The organism is Undibacterium sp. Jales W-56, from assembly GCF_025548535.1.
GTDB lineage: Bacteria > Pseudomonadota > Gammaproteobacteria > Burkholderiales > Burkholderiaceae_D > Undibacterium.
In genome coordinates this window covers 70942-85848 of the sequence record NZ_JAJLQW010000002.1, presented here as the reverse complement: position 1 = coordinate 85848, position 14907 = coordinate 70942, and the positions used below count along the sequence as shown (strand labels likewise).

Here is a 14907-nt window from a genome sequence, read left to right as displayed (position 1 = left end):
GCTCAAAATTAGGAAAGGCGAGATTTTACCGCAGTCACGACTCTTTCGACATCGGCTTCGGTCATGCTTGGGAATAAGGGCAGCGTCACGATCTGTTTGCCGACCCGTTCTGCAATCGGGAACATGCCATCGGTAAAGCCGCGAGCACGATAATAGCTGAACAAATGGATTGCGCGGTAGTGATAACCGAGACCGATGCCAGCCTCCATCATCTGCTGCATGAATTCGCTGCGCTTAATCCGTTCCGGTAAAACGATGTGGAACATATGCCAGTTGCTGTTCTCAAAATCGGCGATGGGCAATTCAGCGCCGCTCCGTGCTTCAAAGTCTTGACCAAAGGCCGCGAAATAGTGCTGGGCCAGCGCCTTGCGTTTAGCATTAAATTCCGTCAGATGCTTCATCTGGCCCAAGCCAATCGCAGCGGCGATGTCGGTCATATTGTATTTGCCACCGAGCACGTCCACATCAATGCCATCGAGACCGCTGCGGGTCACGCCTTGCAGGCGATATTTTTCCGCCAGACGGGCTTCTTCGGCGTTATTCAACACCAGGCAACCGCCTTCGCCGGTCATGATGTTTTTATTCACCTGAAAGCTGAATGAGGCAAAGTCGCCAAAGGCGCCGATGCGCTGGCCTTTCCAGGTCGAGCCGATGGCTTGTGCTGCATCTTCGACTACGCGCAGATTGTGTTTCCTGGCGATTGCATACAGCTTATCCATATCGCAAGGCAGGCCGCACATGTGGACCGGGATAATGGCCTTGGTGCGTGGCGTGATGGCCGCTTCGACCTTGTCCAGATCGATATTGTGGCTGCGGGCCTCGATATCGACAAATACCGGCGTGGCGCCGACTTCGATAATCACATTCGCAGTGGCGACCCAGGAATTCGGTGTGGTAATCACTTCGTCGCCGGCACCGATGCCGGCGATGCGCAAGGCGATTTCCATGGTGCAAGTGCCTGAGTTATAGGTGCGTACCGGACGACCGCCAAAATAGTCCGACAATTGCGCTTCCAGCGCCTGCACATTAGGGCCGCTAGTCAGCCAGCCGGAACGCAAGACATTGCCAACCGCGGCAATCGTCTCTTCATCGATAGTCGGTTTGGTGAAAGGTAGAAAGGGCAGGGCGGTAGTCATGACGAATTCCTTTTGATAATTATCTATACTGATCTGGGGTATTTTTTAAGATCGCTATAAAACATGCGGGTTAAGGTCTATTTCTACCTATACTCCCCATAAAACCTAAATGATTGCGGTCAACTTTTGACCAGCAGGGCGACCCCGATGATGATCACCAGGATTGCCAGCATGCGTTGCAGGGACATCACTTCGCCGAGGAAATACCAGGCTCCCAATGCATTCACGACATAGCCAATCGACAGCAGCGGATACGCAATCGTTACATCGACACGCGACAAGCCGATAATCCAGACGATCACCGACATCACATAACATGTCAGCCCGCCGATGATCGGCAACTGGGTCGCCAGTTGCAGCGCGATTGAAAACCAATTTTCTGCCGTCAGGTGGATCGCGCCCACTGCCCTGGTGCCTTGCTTGAGCAGCAGTTGCGCAAACGCATTCAGGAAAATGCCGGTCAGGATAAAACCAAAAGTACCTATATTCATCTTATTTTGCCGCTGGATTTGTGGTTGAAGTTGGTTGAGTAAGGAGGTTGGACACAATGACGCGCCTTGGATCTTGGCCGATCACGCGCATTGGCACTTGCTCCTGGACGAATTTTTCATAAATGTCGGTACGGATAATGGCTACTGCCGCTTTGCCGCTGACACTGTAGTCGCGCCACTTGGCAACGAAATCTGCGCGCTTGGGTATCCAGAGTTCGGGTTGCTGTTGCAGGCCGAACTCCATTTCATCCGGATGCTCCACCAGTATCAGCGTGCGCTGCAAATAGAAGGGCAGCGCCTGTTCGTAGCGACCGACCGCATAAATTGGCGTGGTCGGCGTTAATTCAGCCTGGATCGCCGCGACATGCTGCAAGCCGGCGCTATAACGCCCCAAGGGCTCGTGTCCGAGAAACAATGCTTGCCATGCGATAAAACTGGCCACGGCCAGAGTAAGGACGGCGGCATCCTTATTGCGCCCGACTAAGTAGGTCGCCAAGGCACCGCCTGCCAGGGCAATCGCGGCGGCGGCATAAGCCCAGGGTTCATAGGCTTGATAAAGTGGAATTTCATAAGCCAATGTCGTCAGGCCGCCCACTTTCCCGGCAAAAATCAATCCGGCCAAGCCGAGCAAGCCAAATAAAACCGTTGTCACCCGCAACGACATCAGCGATGCGCGCTCCAATTGAGCGGCAATCAGCAAGGCCAGGGCAGGAAAAATAGGCAAAATATACGAGGGTAATTTTGAGCCTGACATACTGAAAAATACGAAGATGAAGACGGACCAGATCAGCAACATCTTTTTTGGCTGAAAACTCTTCGACGTCGCTTGCTCTCGCAGGCCCGACCAAAGACCCTGCAGCAGCAGACCAAGCCAGGGCAGGATTCCTAAAATGAGGATGGGGAAAAAGTAATACCAGGCACCTTCACGATGATGTACTTTGCTGGTGAAGCGCTGAAAATTTTCGTGAATAAAAAAGAAGTAAGGATGCTCAGGATTCTTTTGCCAGACCAAAATAAACCAGGGCGCGGTAATCACGAAAAATACCAGCAGGCCTTTACCCAGGTGCAGACGGCTCCATAAGGCCCAGTCGCGCGTCGCCAAGGTGTAAATGACCAATGCCGCACCTGGCAGGACCAGGCCAATCGGCCCTTTTGACATACTCGCCAATGCCATGCCGACCCAGCATAGCAACATACCGTAGCGCTGTTCAGCAGCACTGGCGTCGGGTCTTTGCGCCAGCAGCAAACCGCATAAGCTTAAAGTCATCATGCCGGACAAGCCCATATCCAGCGTATTGATATGTCCCAGGCCGAACCACAAAAAACTGGACCCCAAAATCAGCGCAGCACTGATGCCGATCCGGCGATTGAATACTTTGAATCCCGCATAAGCGGTGACCGCGATACCCAGCAGGCCGCACAGGCCGGTCCACAATCGTGCCTGCCATTCGCCGAGGCCAAATAACTCAAAACTGATCGCATTCATCCAGTTTTGCAGCGGCGGTTTTTCAAAATACTTGATGCCATTCAGGCGCAGCGTAATCCAGTCGCCGGTCGCGACCATTTCGCGCGCCATCTCGGCGTAACGCCCCTCATCGGTTGGCACTAAAGTACGCGCACCGAGCATATACAGCCAGGCCAGCAAAAAAACCAGCGCGATCAGCCATAGTGTCGTCGGCGAATCGTAAGGAGAACGGTGTTGTTTCATGCAGCTTCCATGATCAGGGCCAGGGCGACTTTACGCCCCTCAGCCATCAAAATATTGTAGGTGCGGCAGGCCGCCTGATTGTCCATGCATTCAACGCCGATGCGTTTCGCTGCCAGGGCGGCAGTCAATTTAGGGTGCACGAATCGTTGTTTCAGACCCGTGCCTAAAATAACCACGTCCGGCACCGTCGCTTCGATCTGCGCAAAGTCTGCCGCGCTCAAGCCGTCAAAACTGGTCGCCGACCATTGCTCGGGTTTGGTCTCAGGCAAAACAATCAGACTATGCTTATAGGTAATCGCATTGATTTCGACACTGTCCCGATCGTAGGCAGTGATGGTTTGATATTGCTGGGTGGCAGTGGAGTGCAGCTTCATCTGGGGTGCTCGATTAATTGGGTAACTGATGAGTGCGGCATTGTAACTTTTTTACTTGTCCTAGTCACAATCCCGGTTCGATTCATCGTGTGTTTTAATCCGCAACAAAACCACCCAGGGCAATATTGCCGTAGTTGAAACCTTGCAATTCATTAGAATTTACGCAAAACGGCAAGCCGCTTAGTTCCATGTCATTGAAGCCGCAGGCTGGATGCGGCTTTCCGAGGCATTTCGTGCCAACAGGCGCACCCTGCTTGCGGATTCGTTTTGATATTCACATGCAATTGAAGCAGTTCCGCTTGCTTTTCTCCGTGTCTCGGTGGTGAGTGTGTTGGCTTTTGCGTAAGTCCTATTCATTTGGAAATTAATATATTTCTGGGGGCATACCGGCAAAGTCTATTTTTATCAACACCAACTAAACGATGGCAAAATCAAGGCGAATGCCATGCAGGAACGAATAAAATTAGATTATTCGACGAAACGCATTGATAAAAATGTGTGTATTAGGCAGAATGGAACGTTCGGCAGTGCAGCATTTCCCTGTACTGCAGCCCCAATATTAGCAAGGATTGCCGCAGTGCGACCCATACAAAAATCACAAAAATTAGCCGACGTCTGTTACGACATCCGTGGTCCTGTCATGGAAAAAGCCAAACAGATGGAAGAAGAAGGTCACAAGATCATCAAGCTGAACATCGGCAACCTGGCGGTGTTCAATTTCGATCCGCCTGACGAGATCGTGCAGGATATGATCTTGAACATGCACAATGCCGCCGCCTATACCGACTCCAAGGGCATGTTCGCGCCGCGCAAATCCATCATGCATTACACCCAGGAAAAGCATATCCGTGGCGTGACGATAGAGGATATCTACATCGGCAACGGCGCCTCCGAGCTGATCGTGATGGGGATGAACGCCTTGCTCAACGGCGGCGATGAAGTACTGGTGCCGGCACCCGATTATCCTTTGTGGACGGCGGCAGTCAGCCTGTCCGGCGGCAAACCGGTGCATTATGTCTGCGACGAGAGTGCCGACTGGATGCCGGACATTGACGACATCAAGCGCAAGATCACGCCGAATACCAAGGCCATCGTGGTGATCAATCCGAATAATCCTACCGGCGCCTTATACCCGGTCGAGATTTTGCAGCAGATCGTCGACGTCGCCCGCCAGCACCAGCTAGTGGTATTCGCGGATGAAATCTACGATAAGACTTTATATGACGAGGCAACGCATACCTCGATCGCTTCTTTAGCGGATGATGTCTTGTTTTTGACCTTGAACGGTCTCTCGAAAAACTATCGTTCCTGCGGCTATCGCGCTGGCTGGATGATAGTCTCAGGCGAAAAACGTCACGCCAAGGATTATATTGAAGGTTTGAATATGCTGGCCTCGATGCGCCTGTGTGCCAATGCCCCGGGCCAGTTTGCGATCCAGACTGCATTGGGCGGTTACCAGAGTATCAATGACCTGGTCGGCCCGGGCGGACGCTTGCTGAAGCAACGTGATCTGGCGCATAAATTATTGACCGATATACCGGGCGTGACTTGCGTCAAGCCCAAAGCAGCACTGTATATGTTTCCGAAGCTGGATCCTTTGATGTACCCGATCAAGGACGACCAGGAATTTATTCATGAGCTGCTGACCGAGCAGCGCGTGTTGTTGGTGCAGGGAACGGGATTTAACTGGATCAATCCCGATCACTTCCGTGTGGTATTCCTGCCCAATACGGATGATTTGACTGAAGCATTCGGACGTATTTCGCATTTCCTTGAAGGGTATCGAAAACGTCACGGCACCAATTAGTTCCAGTTCGCAGAAAAAACGATAACAGCGTTGCTTAGCTTTACTGTGCTGAAGCGCTGCCGGCGGCGCGCCTTGTTCTCCTTTCTTCTGCGAACTAGAATAAACCCAATTTTTACTAGTTAACATATTATGAAACCCATCAAAGTAGGTCTGTTAGGCATAGGCACCGTCGGCTCCGGCACATTTAATGTTTTGAAGCGTAATCAGGAAGAAATTACGCGTCGCGCTGGCCGCTCGATTGAGATTGCCATGGTGGCCGATCTGAACGTTGAGCGGGCGCGTGAGTTAACTCATGGCGAAGTCGAGGTTGTGAATGACGCCAACCTGGTCGTGACCAATCCAGAGATCGATATCGTCATTGAACTCATCGGCGGTTATGGCATTGCCAAGGATTTGGTCTTGAAGGCGATCGCCAACGGCAAGCATGTCGTGACAGCCAACAAGGCTTTGCTGGCAACGCACGGCAATGAAATTTTTGCTGCGGCGCAAGCCAAGGGCGTGATGGTGGCGTTTGAGGCCGCAGTTGCCGGCGGCATTCCTATCATCAAGGCCTTGCGTGAGGGCTTGACAGCGAATCGCATACAGTGGATCGCCGGCATCATCAATGGCACCACGAATTTCATCTTGTCAGAAATGCGTGACAAGGGCCTGGATTTCGACACGGTGCTGAAAGAGGCTCAGGCGCTGGGCTATGCCGAAGCCGATCCGACTTTCGATATCGAAGGTGTCGATGCGGCACACAAGGCGACCATCATGGCATCGATTGCCTTTGGTATTCCTATGCAATTCGATAAAGCGCATGTCGAAGGCATCACCAAACTCGAAGCAACCGATATCCGCTATGCCGAACAGCTCGGTTATCGCATCAAATTGCTCGGCATTACCAAACGCACCGAACAAGGCATAGAGCTGCGCGTACATCCGACCCTGATCCCGGAAAAGCGCCTGATCGCGAATGTCGAAGGCGCGATGAATGCGGTGCTGGTGCAGGGCGATGCGGTCGGTGCGACGCTGTATTACGGCAAAGGTGCCGGTGCGGAGCCGACCGCGTCTGCCGTGATCGCGGATCTGGTCGATATCACGCGCCTGGCAACCGCAGATCCGGAGCATCGCGTGCCGCATCTGGCGTTCCAGCCGAATGCGATGAGCAACTTGCCTATCCTGCCTATGTCGGAAATCGTCACCAGCTACTACCTGCGCATGCATGTCGCGGATCAGGCCGGGGTATTGGCCGATGTGACTAAAATCCTGGCGGACTTCTCCATCTCTATCGATGCGATGTTGCAAAAAGAACCGGGTGAAGGCGAACAGAAAACCGACATCATCATCCTGACTCACCAGACTCAGGAAAAAAACATCTTGTCGGCGATTGCAAAAATCGAAGGCTTATCGACGGTATTTGGTGCGGTGACTAAATTGCGCCTGGAAGAACTGAGCTAAGCGGCAAGCGTCATCATCCAATGCGTATGCTGACTTGCTCAGTGCAGAAAAACAGCGTGAACCTTTTTCAATGGTCACGCTGTTTTTGTATCTAAGTTAATATTCAGCACATCCAAAAATGCAACTCGCTCGTACAACATAGTGAGACATTGACTATCCGCATTGAGCGCCATGAACCCGACAATTTGCCCAATAAAATCTACACGGAAAACTGACAAATGACACGTCCAGCCGCGCAGTACAAATACTACGATTTCGTCATGGCGGCTTTTGTGACGGTATTGCTTTGCTCTAACCTGATCGGTGCGGCCAAAGCCGCTGAAGTGACTTTGCCCATCTTGGGCACAGTGACCTTCGGTGCGGGCGTATTGTTTTTCCCGATCTCGTATATTTTTGGCGATGTATTGACTGAGGTGTATGGCTACGGACGAGATAGGCGAGTGATCTGGGCGGGCTTCGGCGCCTTGATTTTCGCCGCGGTCATGTCGGCGGTTGTATTGGCCTTGAAGCCTGCCGCCGATCCGTTTAACCGGGACTATCAAACGCATCTGGATGCGGTATTTGGCAATACGCCACGTATTGTATTGGGGTCGATGATTGCATTCTGGTGCGGCAGTTTTGTAAACAGCTATGTCATGGCAAAAATGAAGCTGGCGATGGCCGGGCGTCAGCTATGGATGCGGACTATCGGATCGACGATTTGCGGCGAATTTGTCGATTCCAGTTTGTTTTACGTGATTGCATTTTACGGTATCTGGTCGAATCAACAATTGGTCTCGGTCATCATTGCGCAATACATCCTGAAGACCGGCTGGGAAGTCGTCATGACGCCATTCACCTACAAAGTCGTCGCGTTCTTAAAGCGTAAAGAGAACGAGGATTATTACGATAAAGATACCGACTTTAATCCCTTTAAACTCAAAGCCTAGTTCAAAAAGCCATGACATTGAGATCGTGCCTGCCATCAGTCAACCAACCTGAATGGACTACATGAGATGACGCGATTGTCCTTGCCGGCTTTGCTGAATTACGGTCTTTTTGGCCTGCCGCTGGCGTTGCTCGCCTTGCCGATTTACGTCTACGTGCCGCAATTTTATTCAGAGCGTTTTGGACTATCTCTGACCTTGATCGGCACGGCGCTGTTGCTGGCACGTTTGCTTGATGCATTTATTGATCCTGCCATCGGCTGGTGGATCGATCAGAACCATCATCGCCGATCTCATGCGCGTTATATCAGTCTTGCCTTACCTCCCTTGATTTTCGGTTTTCTCGCTTTATTCCATCCCCTGCCTATCGCTGATTTTGCACCGTTCTATTGGTTTATGAGCGCATTGATGGTGGTGTACGCGGGTTTTAGTCTGGCGACGATCGCCCATCAAAGCTGGGGCGCAGCATTAACCCAGGCGCCGTTAGAGAGAACCCGGTTAACGGCGGTGCGTGAAGCCTGTGGCCTGCTAGGCGTGATCTCGGCAGCGGCACTATCGCAATTGACGAGTATTGCCTGGTTGTCGACCAGTTTCGTGGTCAGTCTGTTGTTGGCGGGCAGCCTGCTCTTTAGGTACGCGCCCCGACCTGCATCACGCACGGCACTGACGCCCGAAGCCGCCGGTGTGAATAATCCTCATACAAGTACATTTGTATCCGGTGCATCAGGTCTTGGCAGAGTTTTATCTTCATTAAAATTGCCGTTCCGGAATCGCCATTTCCGCAGTTTGTTCACCGTATTTGTGGTGAATGGAATTGCTGCGTCGATTCCGGCAACCTTGTTTTTATTTTTTGCCAAAGATCGCTTGCAACTGGGGCATTTATCCGGAATTTTTTTGATCTTGTATTTTGTGGCGGCAGCCTTATCCATGCCCTTGTGGGTGACGGTGGCGGGCAAACTGGGCGAGGCGAGAGCATGGCTGATCGGCATGCTGTTGTCGATTGCGGCGTTTATGTGGGTATTTGGCCTGGACGCTGGCGCCGGCGTGTCGTTTGGCGTGATCTGTGTTTTGTCAGGATGCGCGCTGGGAGCGGATCTGGCTTTGCCGCCAGCCTTATTGGCGGCAGTGATACGCCAGGGCGGCCACAGCGGCCAAAGAGAGGGCGCCTATTTTGGCACGTGGAATTGGGCCACCAAGATGAATCTGGCTTTGGCTGCAGGTGTTTCTTTACCTTTGCTGGATTATCTGGGTTACACGCCGGGCGGCTCAGATAGTCAGGGCATACTGGCGTTGGGAATTGCCTACGCAATTTTTCCTTGTCTGTTGAAATTGCTTGCAGCGATCTTGTTATGGCGCGCGCCTTTACGCGATATCTAAGCCATTTTTTTGAACGGCAAGGCAGCAGGATGCCAGTGGTGATTCAGGCCCGGCTAGCGCAATACTTTTTCATGGAATTCAGCCGGATGATGACTATGAATCCTGACCAGGCTCGATACGCGGGTGCCGTAGTCCGGCGATTCTATGCAGGCCGCCGACAGCAAGCGCTCCATCTCAAAACTCACACCGGTATCTGGCAGACGGCAATCCGGGGCCGGTGTGGTATTCGATAACATTTCAAAATAGGCTTCTTCCGGCGCCCGCTGACACAGCAGACTGGCAAACTCGGCCTTGGTCTTGACGACTTTCGGCCAGGGGGTATCAAGCGCTGCGTTGGAAATCCCGTAGATGCCCGGTGGTAGTGCCTGGCCATTACGCGGATCATCCTGCTTGCGATTGGAAAACCAGATCAGATCATGGTCATCGCCGACCAATAAATTAAAGCCATTGTAGTCATCGACTTTGTCTTTGATGCTGGCAATATACTCTTGCGCGCTGAGGCTGCCGGTCAGGTAGTCAGCCACCAGTTTGCCGCGCGATGGCGCATCGGTTTTTTTCTCAGATGGCGCACGGACATTGGTGATCGCCGCGAATTTTTTCGCGGCGGCGTTTTGATCATCCTGGCTGGCGACCCCCATCCAGGTGCCACCTGACTGCAAATCGCGGCCGCCAAAGACATGCGGCGAGTTTTCCCACCAGATCGCGGGCGCAGCAGGACGGTCATAAAATTCATCGCGATTGCTGGCGACCACCAGCGGCGTATGTGGAAGCAACTTCCAGGCAAAGACGATCAAACACATGGGATCACCTCCATAAAAAACTCAGGGTGACGCTCACCGTGAATCAATGGCAGCAAGCGCGTCTGTTGTACCGCCAGCGCCAGGTTTGCAATGAAATTCTCGGGAACATGGCGATAAATTTCCATCCAGGTATGCATGCCGTCGTTGATCTCGGGCCGCCTTTGCAAGCCTGAAGTTACGCCAGTCTGCGCATGCAGTGCCGCTTGCATGCCGCGCACTTGTCCTAACAGCTGATCCTGAAATTCCGTCGGCACTTTGTAATAAATATAACAGTCCATTCTTGTCTTCCTTCATCAGCCCGGCAGCGCACTGCTTATTTTCCAGACTTACCCAAAAACAAAAAATAAACACGAGATACAGACTGCATAGGGCAAGAGGAATTTTCCTTGCGTTATTTGCGTCTCTGCGGCAAGTGCGTTTTTATTTTTCGTCCATCCTGTTTTTATGGTTTTATGGGGAGTATAGGTAATTATTGGCGCTAGCCGCGCTTTCTATCTGCGCAATAGCTTATAAATTACATATACTAGGGTTGAGTATATCCTTTGCCGCAATCAGGCTGTCACGTCTATCACTGGGTAAGGTAAAGCCAGAAACACCAAAACCGGTCCAGCGGCTGAGGCCAGATGAATGGTGCCAGCCTCTTGATCAGCGACTTTTATTTCGACCAGACACAGGCATTGCCCTGCCTCGACCAGCTCGGCGTTCACGATCATGCCGCAAGGCTGGCCGGCCTCTTCAGCGGTAAATACTTCGGTACCGGGCGCAATCGGCTGATCGCCTTGGTGAGCGATGCGCGCCAGCGCCATGCGACGTTTTAACTTGCCCAGATATTGGCTGCGGGCGACGATTTCCTGCCCCGGATAACAGCCTTTTTTGAAATTCACGCCGCCGATCAATTCAAAATTCACCATCTGCGGTACGAACTGGTCCTGGGTTTTGTCGACGATTTGCGGAATCCCCGCCTGAATTTCGGTCAAGCGCCAGGCGCTTGCATCGACTGCGCTCAGTTCTTTACTGAGTATCGGCCAGATATCCTGCGCTATGGCGTTCGTTGTGATCCATTGGTAGCGGGCGCTGGTGCTGGCGTCGCTGACGCGGATCAGGCTGCCAAATTGGTTGTCAATTTTGGCGTAGGTCTGCTGCGGCAATGCCGGGAACCAGCGCGATAACACGCCCGCAGCCGCAGCGCCGCCGATACCCAGGACGACCTGATCCAGGCTGATATCCAGTAATTTTGCTTTGGCTCGCAAGATGAACATTTGCAAGCGTTTATGGATTGCCGCCTTAATCGAGTGATGCAGTTGCAGCACGATGCCTTCACCGGTTTTCCAGTACAGGATGCTGGCAATCATGCGGCCTTTGGGCGAACAGTAACAGGCGAGTCTGGCCTGATCGGACTCTAAATGCTCGACATCATTGGTGAGTTGATTATGCAAAAAAGTCGGCGCATCCTCACCCGTCGCCAGCAACAGGGCCTGGTCCGTGAGTGCGGCGACAAAACCGCTTTGCAAGGCCGCGCTTTGCCAGACCGGTGCGCTGCTCTGATGGCCATGTTGCGCTAAAAAATCCTGCCAGCTCGTCATTGTTTCTGTGTTCATGAAGTCTCGGTTTAAAATACGGGTCACATTTTCGATTATAGTGCGCTCCGGCAAAATGCGTTTGCCACCTACATCTCATCTTCAGCATGGCATTGATAAAAAAAATTTTCTTACTGGCGTTCCTTCTTGGCGGTCTGGCGACTGGCGGCATGCTCTACTGGACCAGCCAGCCGATTCATAATGGACCGGAAGCGATTGATTTCAGCATTAAAAGCGGCAGCAGCGTGCGCAGTGCGGGCAAACAGATGCAAGAAGCGGGCGTGCCGCTTAACCCCTTGCTATTCGAACTGCTGGCGCGCGTCACCGGCAAGGCGAATAAACTCAAGGCCGGTTCCTACGACATAGAGCCGGGTAAAACGCCGGCGGATTTGCTGGATAAAATCGTCAACGGCGATTTTTCCTTCGTGTCGCTGTCGATTATCGAAGGCTGGACTTTCCAGCAGATGCGTAAAGTGATTGACAGTCATCCGTCGATTCAGCATACAACTGCCGGTCTTTCCGATACCGAATTGATGCGTAAGATCGATGCCGATTTTGCGCAGCCAGAAGGGGTATTTTTCCCGGATACCTATTTATTCGCCAAGGGCAGCAGTGATCTGGAAATTTACCGGCAGGCGCATTCCTCCATGTTGAAAAAATTAAGTGAAGCCTGGACCAACAGGAATCATCTTCTGCCATACAAGACGGCGTATGAAGCGCTGACGATGGCATCGATCATCGAGAAAGAGACCGGGCAAAAAGCGGAACGCACCTTGATTGCGGCTGTCTTCATCAATCGCTTGCGCATAGGCATGTTATTGCAGACCGATCCCACGGTGATTTATGGTATGGGCGAGCAATACAAAGGTAAAATCAGAAAACACGATTTGTTAACCGACACGCCTTATAACACTTATACCCGCACCGGTTTGCCACCGACACCGATCGCCTTGCCCGGCATTGCCTCATTGACGGCCGCATTCAATCCGGCGCAAAGCGATGCCTTATATTTTGTGGCAAAAGGAGATGGCACCAGCCATTTTTCTGACAACCTGACTGAGCATAATCGTGCAGTGAACAAGTACCAGCGCTGAAGCTAGCAATCTGCACGATGAGATGACCCGAATTACATGACGAATTTAGTAGAGCCGGTGGCATGACAAACAATATCAAAAAGGGCAAATTCCTTACCTTCGAAGGGATAGACGGCGCGGGCAAATCGACGCATATCGCCTATGTGGCAGAATTACTCAGACAACATGGCAAGCAAGTGATCTCATCGCGCGAACCCGGCGGAACGGCACTGGGTGAAAAACTACGCGAATTGCTGTTGCAAGAAAAAATGCATCTGGAAACGGAGGCGCTGTTGATGTTTGCGGTTCGCAGAGAACATATTGCCCAAGTCATCGAACCCGCATTGGAGCGCGGCGACTGGGTTATTTCCGACCGTTTCTCTGATGCGAGTTTCGCCTATCAAGGCGGCGGACGTAAATTGGCGCTGGACAAACTGAACGCGCTGGAACAATGGGTACATCCGGATCTGCAACCGGATATGACCTTGTTGTTCGATGTGCCGCTTGAGGTGGCACGCGCCCGCCTGGATGCGACCCGCGAGCTGGATAAGTTCGAGCAAGAGAAAACCGATTTTTTTGCCGGAACACGTGCCGAGTATTTGCGCCGTGCGGCGGAGTTCCCTGAACGTTTCCGGATTATCGATTCAACGCGACCGATTCCAGAAATCAGGGCACATCTCGATACCTTGATTGCCCAACTATGTGCGGATGCTGATCCCTTATGACGCATCCTCTTTTTAACTGGCAGACAGACGCATGGCAGCAACTGAATTTGCTGCGCCAGCGCATGCCGCATGCGGTACTTCTGTATGGCCCCGAGGGTATAGGAAAGACCGTGTTCGCCGAGCATCTGGCGCAATCCTTATTATGTGAATCGCCAGCACCGGACGGTCATGCCTGCGGCCAGTGCGCATCGTGCGGCTGGTTTGGTCAATACAGTCACCCCGACTATCGCCGTGTCCGTCCCGAGTTGCTCGATGAAGAGGACAGTGTTGGCGGCGAAGCAGATGCGCCTGAAACGGAAAAAAAAACCAAGGCAAGCAAAGCGCCTTCTAAAGAAATCGTGATCAATCAGATCCGTGCTTTGTCGGATTTCATGAATATCTCTACGCATCGCCAGGGGCGGCGCGTGATCGTGCTGTATCCGGCAGAGGCCTTGAATATTCCGGCCGCCAATGCCTTGCTCAAATCATTGGAAGAACCGAATCCGAATACCGTCTTTATTTTGGTGTCGAACAGTCTGGATAAATTGCTGCCGACGATTTTGTCGCGCTGCCATAAATTCGCGATGGGCATGCCGGACACCCAGCAAGGCCTGGCCTGGCTGAAGACGCAACAGCTCGCCGATGCCGAAACCTGGCTGGCTCAGCAGGGCGGGGCGCCGCTATCGGCTTTGCAGATGGCGCAGTCGGAAGATCGTGCAGAATTCGATGATTTTTTACGACAGTTGTGCAAACCCGGGGTCGAGTCAAGTTTGAAAATCGCCGAAAAAATGCAAAAATTAAGCGTACCCAATACGGTTGCGTGGCTGCAGCGTTGGTTGTACGACATTTTTTCTTATAAACAAACGGGCAGAATCCGGTATCATCCACGCTATCAGAAAGAGTTGGCGGCACTGGCAACACGGGTAGATACGCCGGCTTTATTGCAGGTCATTAAAAACACGAATGAGCGGCAAGCGATCGCCAGTCATCCGTTGTCGGCCAAACTTTTTATCGAAGATATGCTGCTGGATTACTCTTCACTATTTCACTGAAAGCTTGTTTATGGCCGACTTACCAGCCGATCCTAGTGTCCCGTTGATCATGCCTACGCCGGCACGTCCTTCTGTTTTATCGCTGGCGATTAAAGAAAAAGCGGCCTTGTATTCTGCCTATATGCCATTCTTGAAAAACGGCGGAATTTTTGTGCCGACCAATAAAACCTATAGACTCGGTGAAGAAATTTACTTGATTCTGACCTTGCTGGATGACCCGAACAAATACCCGATCGCCGGTAAAGTCGCGTGGATCACGCCAGCCGGTGCCGGGAATAATAAGTCCCAGGGGATAGGCGTGCATTTTCCTGATGATGAAAGCGGCACCCGCATTAAATTGCGCGTCGAAGAATTGCTGGGAGCGGCGATACGTTCATCCAGGGCGACTCATACGCTGTAATTTGCTATAACTTGCTGCAACTTATTAACCATTTTTACCTCG

The 14907-nt window shown here is 52.1% G+C and carries 15 protein-coding genes; 8 read left to right on the top strand and 7 right to left on the bottom strand.

All coding sequences use genetic code 11. The features are described from left to right. Positions 1 to 8: 8 nt before the first annotated feature. From LPB67_RS06345 to LPB67_RS06330, 4 genes are all read right to left on the bottom strand, one after another. A complete protein-coding gene (locus tag LPB67_RS06345) occupies positions 9 to 1136 on the bottom strand; it encodes a DegT/DnrJ/EryC1/StrS family aminotransferase (RefSeq protein WP_262836237.1) in 1128 nt (375 codons plus the stop codon). 119 nt (positions 1137 to 1255) lie between these two features. Continuing rightward, a complete protein-coding gene (locus tag LPB67_RS06340) occupies positions 1256 to 1627 on the bottom strand; it encodes a 4-amino-4-deoxy-L-arabinose transferase (protein ID WP_262836235.1) in 372 nt (123 codons plus the stop codon). 1 nt (position 1628) lies between these two features. After that, a complete protein-coding gene (locus LPB67_RS06335; RefSeq protein WP_262836233.1) occupies positions 1629 to 3335 on the bottom strand; it encodes a glycosyltransferase family 39 protein in 1707 nt (568 codons plus the stop codon). Continuing rightward, the gene (locus LPB67_RS06330; protein ID WP_262836231.1) at positions 3332 to 3709 is read right to left on the bottom strand and encodes an Mth938-like domain-containing protein; all 378 of its coding nucleotides are present in this window, start codon (positions 3707 to 3709) and stop codon (positions 3332 to 3334) included. The genes LPB67_RS06335 and LPB67_RS06330 overlap by 4 nt, the downstream gene beginning before the upstream one ends. Positions 3710 to 4286: 577 nt before the next feature. On the opposite strand from LPB67_RS06330, the gene LPB67_RS06325 reads away from it, so the two are divergent. From LPB67_RS06325 to LPB67_RS06310, 4 genes are all read left to right on the top strand, one after another. Further along, positions 4287 to 5516, top strand: a complete 1230-nt coding sequence (locus LPB67_RS06325; protein WP_262836229.1) for a pyridoxal phosphate-dependent aminotransferase — start codon at positions 4287 to 4289, stop codon at positions 5514 to 5516. Between the two features lie 129 nt (positions 5517 to 5645). Further along, positions 5646 to 6956 carry a homoserine dehydrogenase gene (locus tag LPB67_RS06320; protein ID WP_262836228.1) on the top strand — a complete coding sequence of 437 codons (1311 nt, stop codon included), beginning with the start codon at positions 5646 to 5648 and terminating at the stop codon, positions 6954 to 6956. A 218-nt stretch (positions 6957 to 7174) separates the two neighbouring features. After that, a complete protein-coding gene (locus tag LPB67_RS06315; protein ID WP_262836227.1) occupies positions 7175 to 7885 on the top strand; it encodes a queuosine precursor transporter in 711 nt (236 codons plus the stop codon). A 66-nt stretch (positions 7886 to 7951) separates the two neighbouring features. Beyond that, entirely contained in the window at positions 7952 to 9259 is a 1308-nt protein-coding gene (locus LPB67_RS06310) for an MFS transporter (protein WP_262836226.1), read from the top strand. Between the two features lie 53 nt (positions 9260 to 9312). Here LPB67_RS06310 and LPB67_RS06305 read toward each other — a convergent pair whose 3' ends face one another. From LPB67_RS06305 to LPB67_RS06295, 3 genes are all read right to left on the bottom strand, one after another. Then, the gene (locus LPB67_RS06305; RefSeq protein WP_262836225.1) at positions 9313 to 10059 is read right to left on the bottom strand and encodes an NRDE family protein; all 747 of its coding nucleotides are present in this window, start codon (positions 10057 to 10059) and stop codon (positions 9313 to 9315) included. Beyond that, positions 10050 to 10337, bottom strand: coding sequence for a DUF4936 family protein (locus LPB67_RS06300; RefSeq protein WP_262836224.1), 288 nt, complete (start codon positions 10335 to 10337; stop codon positions 10050 to 10052). The genes LPB67_RS06305 and LPB67_RS06300 overlap by 10 nt, the downstream gene beginning before the upstream one ends. A 273-nt stretch (positions 10338 to 10610) precedes the next feature. Continuing rightward, complete coding sequence (locus LPB67_RS06295; RefSeq protein ID WP_262836223.1) at positions 10611 to 11657, bottom strand: YgfZ/GcvT domain-containing protein; 1047 nt, start codon at positions 11655 to 11657, stop codon at positions 10611 to 10613. Between the two features lie 86 nt (positions 11658 to 11743). Between LPB67_RS06295 and mltG the strand changes: the two genes are divergently transcribed. The 4 genes from mltG (at position 11744) to LPB67_RS06275 (ending at position 14865) form a co-directional block, all read left to right on the top strand. Beyond that, entirely contained in the window at positions 11744 to 12730 is a 987-nt protein-coding gene (gene mltG, locus LPB67_RS06290; RefSeq protein WP_410482711.1) for an endolytic transglycosylase MltG, read from the top strand. A 74-nt stretch (positions 12731 to 12804) separates the two neighbouring features. Beyond that, positions 12805 to 13434, top strand: a complete 630-nt coding sequence (gene tmk / locus LPB67_RS06285; RefSeq protein ID WP_262836827.1) for a dTMP kinase — start codon at positions 12805 to 12807, stop codon at positions 13432 to 13434. Then, positions 13431 to 14465, top strand: a complete 1035-nt coding sequence (locus LPB67_RS06280; RefSeq protein ID WP_262836222.1) for a DNA polymerase III subunit delta' — start codon at positions 13431 to 13433, stop codon at positions 14463 to 14465. Before tmk ends, LPB67_RS06280 begins: the two co-directional genes overlap by 4 nt. Before the next feature lie 10 nt (positions 14466 to 14475). Then, complete coding sequence (locus LPB67_RS06275) at positions 14476 to 14865, top strand: PilZ domain-containing protein (protein WP_262836221.1); 390 nt, start codon at positions 14476 to 14478, stop codon at positions 14863 to 14865. Positions 14866 to 14907: the final 42 nt, after the last annotated feature.